This window comes from Kitasatospora sp. NPDC059747 (genome assembly GCF_042732955.1).
GTDB lineage: Bacteria > Actinomycetota > Actinomycetes > Streptomycetales > Streptomycetaceae > Kitasatospora.
Window position 1 is genome coordinate 23,272 of record NZ_JBHWGV010000107.1, and the last position, 8,194, is coordinate 31,465.

8 protein-coding genes are annotated in these 8,194 nt (G+C 75.7%); 5 read left to right on the forward strand and 3 right to left on the reverse strand.

Annotated elements, in window-relative coordinates; translation table 11 throughout:
* Window positions 1-27: 27 nt before the first annotated feature.
* Entirely contained in the window at window positions 28-1,134 is a 1,107-nt protein-coding gene (locus tag ACFV4G_RS33895) for a polyprenyl synthetase family protein (protein WP_380446022.1), read from the reverse strand.
* 175 nt (window positions 1,135-1,309) lie between these two features.
* Between ACFV4G_RS33895 and metF the strand changes: the two genes are divergently transcribed.
* Both metF and ACFV4G_RS33905 read left to right on the forward strand, forming a co-directional pair.
* The gene (gene metF / locus ACFV4G_RS33900; RefSeq protein WP_380446023.1) at window positions 1,310-2,224 is read left to right on the forward strand and encodes a methylenetetrahydrofolate reductase [NAD(P)H]; all 915 of its coding nucleotides are present in this window, start codon (window positions 1,310-1,312) and stop codon (window positions 2,222-2,224) included.
* 161 nt (window positions 2,225-2,385) lie between these two features.
* A complete protein-coding gene (locus ACFV4G_RS33905) occupies window positions 2,386-3,255 on the forward strand; it encodes a hypothetical protein (RefSeq protein ID WP_380446024.1) in 870 nt (289 codons plus the stop codon).
* Between the two features lie 16 nt (window positions 3,256-3,271).
* Here ACFV4G_RS33905 and ACFV4G_RS33910 read toward each other — a convergent pair whose 3' ends face one another.
* Both ACFV4G_RS33910 and ACFV4G_RS33915 read right to left on the reverse strand, forming a co-directional pair.
* Complete coding sequence (locus ACFV4G_RS33910; protein ID WP_380446025.1) at window positions 3,272-4,765, reverse strand: phytoene desaturase family protein; 1,494 nt, start codon at window positions 4,763-4,765, stop codon at window positions 3,272-3,274.
* Between the two features lie 26 nt (window positions 4,766-4,791).
* Window positions 4,792-5,412 carry a DUF4126 domain-containing protein gene (locus ACFV4G_RS33915; RefSeq protein ID WP_380446026.1) on the reverse strand — a complete coding sequence of 207 codons (621 nt, stop codon included), beginning with the start codon at window positions 5,410-5,412 and terminating at the stop codon, window positions 4,792-4,794.
* Window positions 5,413-5,938: 526 nt separating this feature from the next.
* Here ACFV4G_RS33915 and ACFV4G_RS33920 point away from each other — a divergent pair.
* The 3 genes from ACFV4G_RS33920 (at window position 5,939) to ACFV4G_RS33930 (ending at window position 8,130) form a co-directional block, all read left to right on the forward strand.
* Complete coding sequence (locus ACFV4G_RS33920) at window positions 5,939-6,487, forward strand: SAV_6107 family HEPN domain-containing protein (protein ID WP_380446027.1); 549 nt, start codon at window positions 5,939-5,941, stop codon at window positions 6,485-6,487.
* 71 nt (window positions 6,488-6,558) lie between these two features.
* Entirely contained in the window at window positions 6,559-7,311 is a 753-nt protein-coding gene (locus tag ACFV4G_RS33925; protein WP_380446028.1) for a methyltransferase domain-containing protein, read from the forward strand.
* A 429-nt stretch (window positions 7,312-7,740) separates the two neighbouring features.
* Window positions 7,741-8,130 carry a DUF3040 domain-containing protein gene (locus ACFV4G_RS33930; RefSeq protein WP_380446029.1) on the forward strand — a complete coding sequence of 130 codons (390 nt, stop codon included), beginning with the start codon at window positions 7,741-7,743 and terminating at the stop codon, window positions 8,128-8,130.
* Window positions 8,131-8,194: the final 64 nt, after the last annotated feature.

Below are 8,194 nucleotides of genomic sequence, written 5' to 3' on the forward strand. Positions count from 1 at the left end.
GGCAGGGGCCGCCGTCGGCCGCGAGGCTCAGTACTTGCGGACGGTGGCGGCCTCGGCCAGGGCGAGCAGCACCTCGCGGGCGCGCCGGTCGGCGAGCGGCGCCGCCTCCAGGGCGGCCAGCGACTGCCGCATCAGCTCGTCGATCCGGGCCTCCACCAGCTCCGGCGCCCCGCTCCGCGCGACGAGGTCCCGCAGGCCGGCGACCTCGGCGGGCGCGAGGTCCGGCGCGCCGAGCCGCTCGTCCAGGTGCCGCGCGTCGGCGGCCGGCAGCCCGCGCATCGCGTGCGCGACCAGCAGCGTGCGCTTGCCCTCGCGCAGGTCGTCCCCGGCCGGCTTGCCGGTGACCGCCGGGTCGCCGAAGACGCCGAGCAGGTCGTCCCGCAGCTGGAACGCCTCGCCCAGCGGCAGGCCGAACGCGCCGTACGCCGCGACCAGGCCGGGCCCGGCGCCGGCCAGCAGCGCGCCGACCTGGAGCGGGCGCTCGATCGTGTACTTCGCCGACTTGTAGTGCAGCACCGTCTGCGCCCGGTCCAGCGCACCCTCGTCCGTCGAGTCCCCGGCGACCGGCTCCAGCACGTCCAGGTACTGGCCGAGCATGACCTCGGTGCGCATCAGGTCGAACGCCGGCTTGGCGGCCAGCACCGCGGCGGGGGCCAGGCCGGAGCGCAGGAACAGCTCGTCGCACCAGATCAGCAGCAGGTCGCCGAGCAGCACCGCGGCCGAGGCGCCGTACTGCTCGCGGTCGCCGCGCCAGCCGCGCTCGCGGTGCATCGCCTCGAAGCGGCGGTGGATCGACGGCAGACCGCGGCGGGTGTCGCTGCGGTCCATCAGGTCGTCGTGGACCAGCGCGCTCGCCTGGAGCAGCTCCAGGGCCGCCGCCGCGTTCGCGATCCCCTCGCCCTCGGCCGAGCCGCCGGCGCCGCGCCAGCCCCAGTAGCAGAACGCCGGGCGCAGCCGCTTGCCGCCGTCGAGCAGGAAGTCGCGCAGCGCGTCGGCGGCGGGCGCCAGCTGGGGCGAGATCCCGCCGAGCAGAGCGGACTGGCCGTCCATGAACGCGGCGAGGGCGGCGTTGACGCGCTCGCGGACGTCCTCCACGTCAATGGGGTTGGCCGGCCGGTTGCTGGACGAGGTCACGATGAGGCTCCGGTGGTTCGCTTGGGGTGCAGCAAGCGTAGCGGGGCGGCCGGGAACACCCGTGCGAGCAGGGCGCGGGCGCGGCCGGAACGGCAAGCGGAATGCCGTCCATTCTTTGTCTCAATCCGTGGAACCGAGTTGTCGCGGCCCTTCGGGCGGCGGATAACCTGCCAGCATGGCACTCGGTATCGCTTCCACCCGATCGGACCGCGCGTTGACGGTCCGCGAGCTGCTGGCGGCAGGCAAGCGGTCCTTCTCCTTCGAGTTCATGCCCCCGCGCACCGAGGTCGGCGAGCAGAAGCTCTGGGACGCCATCCGGCGGCTGGAGCCGCTCGACCCGAACTTCGTCTGCATGACGTACGGCGCCGGCGGCTCCTCGCGCGAGCGCACCGTCAACATGGTCGGCCGGATCGCCACCGAGACCACGCTGACGCCGGTCGCCCACCTGACCGCGGTCGACCACTCGGTCGCCGAACTGCGCAACATCATCGGCCAGTACGCCGACCAGGGCGTGCGCAACGTCCTCGCGGTGCGCGGCGACCCGCCCGGCGACCCGACGGGCGAGTGGGTCAGCCACCCGGAGGGCGTCACCTACGCCTACGAGCTGGTCGAGCTGATCAAGGGCATCGGCGACTTCTGCGTCGGCGTGGCGGCCTCGCCGAACATGCACCCGCGCTCGACGAACTGGGACGACGACATCCGGCACTTCGTGGCGAAGATCCGCGCGGGCGCCGACTACGCGATCACCCAGATGTTCTTCGAGGTCGACGACTACCTCCGGCTGCGCGACCGGGTGACGGCGGCGGGCTGCGAGGCGCCGATCATCCCGGAGATCATGCCGGTCACCAACGCCAAGCAGCTGGAGCGCTTCCCGCAGCTGAGCGGCTCGGCGTTCCCCGCCGACCTGGAGGCCCGCCTGCGGAGCGCGATCGACGACCCGGCCGCGCTGCGGGCGATCGGCATGGAGCACGCCACCGCGATGGCCGAGCGGCTCCTCGCCGAGGGCGCGCCCGGCCTGCACTTCATCACGCTCAACCACTCGACCGCGACGCTGGAGATCTACCAGAACCTCGGACTGCACCGGCGCTGAGCGTTCACGGGCCCGTCACCGCACCGATGGTGGCGGGCTCGGTCGTGTGCAGTCAGGCCCCACGGACGGCGGGAACGCGATGCGGTGCCCCGGCCGTTGAACCGGTACAGTCGCCGCACACGCGCGGCGCGCGCGGGCACGCGACTGGAGGTATCGGGCGGATGGGCATCGGATACCTGCTGCTGTACGCCGCGTTGGCGGTGGTCGCGCTCTGGCTGGTCGCCGAGCTGCTCCTGCAGAACCGGGCCCCGGTGCACTGGCGCGCGCTCGCCCTGGCCGGCTTCCTCGGGGTGGCCGGCGGGATGGTCCTCGGGTCCGTCCCGGTGATCGGCGCGGGCGCGGCGCTCTTCGCGGTCGGCCAGACGTTCGTCACCCTCTCGGTCAAGCGCGGCTACACCGGCGGCTGGTCGCTGCGCGCCGCCGACGGCTCCCTGCCGGGACCGCTCGCCAAGGTGCCGCTGCTCGGCGCGCTCACCGGCGGCGCGGCGGTGGCCGCCGTCGCGGTGGCGGCTGAGACGCGGGTCGGCGAGGTCAGCGCCGTCGAGGAGACCCCGGAGCCGGACCCGCTCGCCCCCGTCGGCGAGGCCGTCCCGGAGGTCGAGCAGACCGCCGCCTTCGAGATGCAGGAGCTCGCCGCCGACGGCGTCTACACGCCCGGCTACTACGAGCAGCACCAGCAGCAGGACCCGTACGCGGAGGCCTACCAGGCCGGGTACGACGTCCCGCAGCAGCAGCCCGCCTACGACCAGCAGCAGTGGCAGCAGCAACCGCAGCAGCAGCCCGCCTTCGCGTACGACCAGGGCTACGGCACCTACCCGCAGCAGCAGGACCCGTACGGCTACCCGCAGCAGGACCCGTACGGCGGCGGCTACCCGCAGCAGGCTCCGGCCTGGGACCCGAACGCCCAGCAGCAGCAACAGCAGCAGCAGTGGCAGCCGCAGCCCGAGCAGCACACCCAGGGCATCCCGCAGCAGCCGACGTACGACCAGGGGTACGGCTACCAGCAGCAGAACACCTGGCACCAGGGCTGAGCCCGGCCCTCGTCGGTCAGGCGGGGCCGATGAGGTTGGCCGCGATGCAGGCCGACATGCCGACCCGCGCCAGCCCGCCGCCGGGGTGGGCGGCGCCACCCACCAGGTAGAAGCCGGGGGCGTCCTCCGTCGGCGCCTGGAGGAACGCGCCACGGCCGCCGGGCAGCGCCGGACGCGGGACCGAACCCTGCCACGAGCCCGTTTCGCGCTCGGTGTCGGCCGGGGTCCGGACCACCCGCCACAGCACGCGGCCGGCCAGCCCGGGGACCGCCGCCTGCGCCTGGGCGACCATCCGGTCGGCGAAGCGGTCGGCGACGCCCGGCTCCGTCCAGTCGACGCCGCCGGCCGGCACGGTGGCCGTCAGCACGGCCGACTCGTGGCCGGCGGGGTGCAGCGACGGGTCGTCCGGGCGCAGCACCTGCACGGTCGGGCGCTCCGGGAGCGGGCCGGGGCCGAAGATCCCGGCGAGCTCGGCGGCCGGGTCGGCGGCGTGGACGACCGTGCGGTGCGCGGTGCCCGCCGGGCGCTCGCCGCGCAGGGCGAGCAGCACGACGGCCCGGCCGGGGACGTCGTCGGCGTGGGCCACCGAGTCCGGCCAGTGGTCCTGGTCCGGCGCCATGCCCGTCCACTCGCGGTACTGCCGGTTCGCGTCCGCGGCGTGGACGACGAAGTCCGCCTCGACCGGCCCGGCCGTCGTGACGACCCCGGCGGCCCGGCCGTCCTTCTCCAGCACCTCCTCGAAGCGGGTGTCGAAGCGGAACTCGACCTTGCGCTGCTCGCAGCGCCGGTACACCGCGTCCGCCAGCGCGCGCATCCCGCCCTTGACGTACCAGACGCCGAACGACTGCTCCATGTACGGCAGGACGGTCGCGGCGGCCGGAGCGGTGCGCGGGTCGAAGCCGAAGCGCACCGCGTGCTCGTGCAGCAGGGCGGTGAGCCCGGGGTGGCCGTCGAGCTCGCGCGCCGCGACGTCGGCGAGCGTCCAGCGGCCGGACGGACGCAGCCGGGCGAGGCCGCGCCGGGGCGGGACGGGGTACGGGTCGGCGTGCAGCGGCCTGGGGTCGGCCGGGAGCGGCTCCTCCAGCAGCGGGCGGCGGGTGGCCTCCCAGACCGTCCGGCCGCGGTTGACCACCGCGTTCCAGCGGGCGCCCGACCCGGCGCCGAAGGCGTCGTCCAGCGCCTGGGCGACGCCGCCGCGCGAGGCGTTGGGCAGCGTGAGGGCGGTGCCGTCCGGGAGCAGGTGCCGGCTCTCCGGGTCCACCGGGGCCAGCCCGACGAGCTGCTCCAGCGGCTCGCGGCCGGTCTTCAGCGCGAGGTCGCGGTAGACCGCCGGGAGGGTGAGCAGGCCGGGGCCGGTGTCGAAGGCGAAGCCGTCGCGCTCGTACCGGCCGACCATGCCCCCGTAGGTGCCGCTCGCCTCGCAGACCGTCACCCGGTGTCCGAGGGTCGCCAGCCGGGAGGCCGCCGCGAGCCCGCTCATTCCTGCGCCGATGACGACGATCCTTGCCATGGCACAGATCCTATGGCTACGGCAACCTACGCTTGCTGGGCGTACACCCCCTGAGCCGCCCGCGCGCGGGCGGCCTTGCGCTCGCGGCGGCGGGCGCGGAACGCGCGGATCCGGCTGATCGCCAGCCACACCAGCAGCACGCCGATCGCCAGCAGCACGGCCGAGATCGAGGCGGCCAGCCACGGGTGGAAGATCGCCAGGGTGACCAGGCCGGCGACCGACAGGTCCTCGGCCAGGCTGACCGCGATGTTGCTGGCCGGCTCGGGGGAGGTGTTGACGGCCATCCGCAGCGAGGCCTTCACCAGGTGGCTGACCAGCGCCGTCGTGCCGCCCATCGCGCCCGCCGCGACCTCGCCCAGCGAGCCCGGGTGGCTGCTCGCGATCAGCGCGGCCACGGTGGCGCCGGCGACCGGGCGGATCACGGTGTGCACGACGTCCCACACGCTGTCCACGTACGGGATCTTGTCGGCCACCGCCTCCAGCAGGAACAGCAGGGCGGCCGCGACCAGCACGTCGGTGCGCTCCAGGGCGGGCGGCACCGAGTCGGCGCCCCCGAACCGGCCCAGCAGCCCGAGCAGCAGCACCACCGCGTACGCGTTGATGCCGCTGGCCAGTCCGCTGGTGAAGATCAGCGGCAGGATCGTCATCGGGTCCCCTCCTCGGAACGGCCGTCCGCCGGCCTCGCCGTACCGTACCGGGACGCGGCCGGGCACCCCGCCGGTTCCGGCGCGGCGGCGCGGGCGCGGACCTGAGTACGGATACTCAGATCCGCGGTTGAGTACTTCTGCGGATAGCCCCCCGACCTGCGCGGACGCCACAGTGGTGGCACCCGGGCTGCGGGGCGCGTCGGGCGCCGCGCACCCCGGACGGCGGACCCGTGCGGGGGGCCGGCCCCCGGGGGGGGCGGGCGCGGGCGGGGGGGGGGGGGCGCCCCCCCCCGCGGCGGCGACCGGCCCGCCCCCCGCCCCTGGGGGGCGGGCGGCGGGTCGGCGCAGGGGCCCGCCACCGGAGCCGGCCGGGACGCCGCGCACCGCCGACACGGGGCGGCGGAGCGCGGCGAGGGGGAGCCGGCCACCGGGGGTGACCGCACCGGCGGGAATTGTCAGTGGTGCCGTTCACGATGGAGGAGCACGGACCACCCGGTCCGCGCGCTGCCTCGGAACGGGGGAGACCATGACCATCAGCCACCCTGAGCCCGTCACCGCCCGCCTCCACTCCGCCGCCCTGCCGCACTCCCCGGGCGCCCGCCCCGGCGGCGGGGACGTCCACCCCGTGCTGCGCCGGGTCGCCGCGCCGCCGGCCGCCCTCGACCTGCTCGCCGACGCCCACCGCACCCTCGCCGGGGCCCGCGCCCTGGAGGACCCGCTGGAGCGCTACGCCGCCGCGCACCTGGCCGCGCTGCGCACGGTCGCGGCCGTGCTCGCCGTGCGCGGGCGGCCGGAGAAGAACCCGCGCCGCCGAAAAGCCATCCGCAGCGCCTGGGAGGTGCTGCCCGAGGTCGCGCCGGAACTCGCCGAGTGGGCCGTCTACTACGGCGCCGGCGCCCGCCGCCGGGCCGCCGCCGAGGCCGGCATCCGGGGCGCCGCCTCGGCCCGCGACGCCGACGACCTGGTCCGCAACACCGCCCTGTTCCTGCGTCTGGTCGAGCGCCTCCTCGGCCTGCGCCCGACCCCGCCCGCCCCGCGCCTGCCCCCGGCCGGCGACTCCCCGCACGAGGCGTGACGGCGGTCCCACCCGCCCGGTCTAAGGTGGTGACGTTCCCGATCGATCTGCACGTGCCGAGGAGTCCCGCCTTGTACCCGACGCGCCCCCGCAGCGCCCTGCGTACCGCCGTGGTCTGGGAGGTGGTGCGGGCCGCCCTGGAGAAGCGGGCCGCCGAGCTGGACCAGCCCGTGCTCGACGTCGTCGACACCGGCGGCGGCACGGGCAACTTCGCCGTGCCGGTGGCCAAGCTCGGCCACCGCGTCACCGTGGTCGACCCGAGCCCGGACGCGCTGTTCGCGCTGGAGCGCCGGGCCGCCGAGGCCGGCGTGACCGACCTGGTTCGCGCCGTCCAGGGCGACACCCAGACCCTGCCCGAGGTGATCGCCCCCGGCACGATGGACGCGGTGCTGTGCCACGGCGTCCTGGAGGTCGTGGACGACCCGGCCGAGGCGCTCGGCAGCCTGGCCGGCACCCTGCGCCGGGGCGGCCTGGTCAGCCTGCTGGCCGCCAACCGCAACGGCGCCGTGCTGGCCCGCGCGCTGGCCGGCCACTTCACCGAGGCCCGCACCGTGCTGTCGGCCACCGACGGCCGCTGGGGCGAGCAGGACCCGATGCCGCGCCGCTTCACCGGCGAGGAGCTCACCGGCCTCGCCGAGGGCGCGGGCCTGCGGGTCGAGTCGGTGCACGGCGTCCGGGTCTTCTCCGACCTCGTCCCCGGGGTCCTGGTGGACACCGAGCCGGGCGCGATGGAGGCGCTGCTGAAGCTGGAGGAGGCCGCCGCCGCGCAGCCCGCGTTCCACGCCGTGGCGACACAGCTGCACCTGCTGGCCACGCTCGGCTGAGCCTTCGACGGCCTTCCCGGACGGCCGTCCGGACGTCCGCCGCCGCGCGCTTCGCACACCGTGCGGCGGCGGTTCGTCTCCCCTCCACCTCCCGGCCGCCCGGCGGTGATCGTCGCAGCTCCCCAGGTCCGGGCCGATTCCACCGGATCGGGCACTAGTTCGCCGTCCGCGGCGTTGGGAGGAGTGCGGTCGGCCCCGGCCGAAGTGGCCCGGCCCACGCGCCGCGGACCACCCCGGAACGGGCCCACGGACCGTATGATCTGGGTAAAGCCGGAAAGCATGACAGCCGGACGCATGGGGCATATGGACGACACGGACCGGGTCCCCCGCACAGGCGTCCGACCGCGTGTCCCGAAGGCCGAATGGACTTGCCTCCCCGACCGGGGCGGCGGACCGGTCGCACCCGCGACCGACGAGTAGGAGGACTCCGTGCCGCTCTCGGAGCACGAGCAGCGACTGCTCGACCAGATGGAGCGAGCGCTGTATGCCGAAGATCCCAAATTCGCGTCGGCGCTTGAGGGAACCGGGCTGCGCACCTACACCCGCCGACGGGTCTACCTGGCCGTCGCCGGCTTCGTGGTGGGCGTCGCCCTGCTGATGGGCGGCATGGTCGTTCCGGACCAGATCTGGGTCAGCGTGGTCGGGTTCCTGGTGATGCTCGGGTGCGCGGTGTTCGCCGTGACGGGCTGGCGCCGGGGGCCCGCGGGCCAGGGCACCGGCCCCAAGCAGGCCGCCGCGCCGCGCCGCAAGGCGGGGATGATGGACCGCGTGGAGCAGCGCTGGCAGCGCCGCCGGGACGAGCAGACCGGCGGGTTCTGAGCCGCCTGGACGGCGTCCGGGCGCACGAGCCGGCCGACAACCGAGCCTGAAGAGCCGCCGGGGG

Bases quoted from the DNA above. Each gene is read 5' to 3' on its own strand.
- metF (WP_380446023.1), top strand. From the start codon at position 1,310: ATGGCACTCGGTATCGCTTCCACCCGATCGGACCGCGCGTTGACGGTC.
- ACFV4G_RS33905 (WP_380446024.1), top strand. From the start codon at position 2,386: ATGGGCATCGGATACCTGCTGCTGTACGCCGCGTTGGCGGTGGTCGCG.
- ACFV4G_RS33910 (WP_380446025.1), bottom strand. From the start codon at position 4,765: ATGGCAAGGATCGTCGTCATCGGCGCAGGAATGAGCGGGCTCGCGGCG.
- ACFV4G_RS33915 (WP_380446026.1), bottom strand. From the start codon at position 5,412: ATGACGATCCTGCCGCTGATCTTCACCAGCGGACTGGCCAGCGGCATC.
- ACFV4G_RS33920 (WP_380446027.1), top strand. From the start codon at position 5,939: ATGACCATCAGCCACCCTGAGCCCGTCACCGCCCGCCTCCACTCCGCC.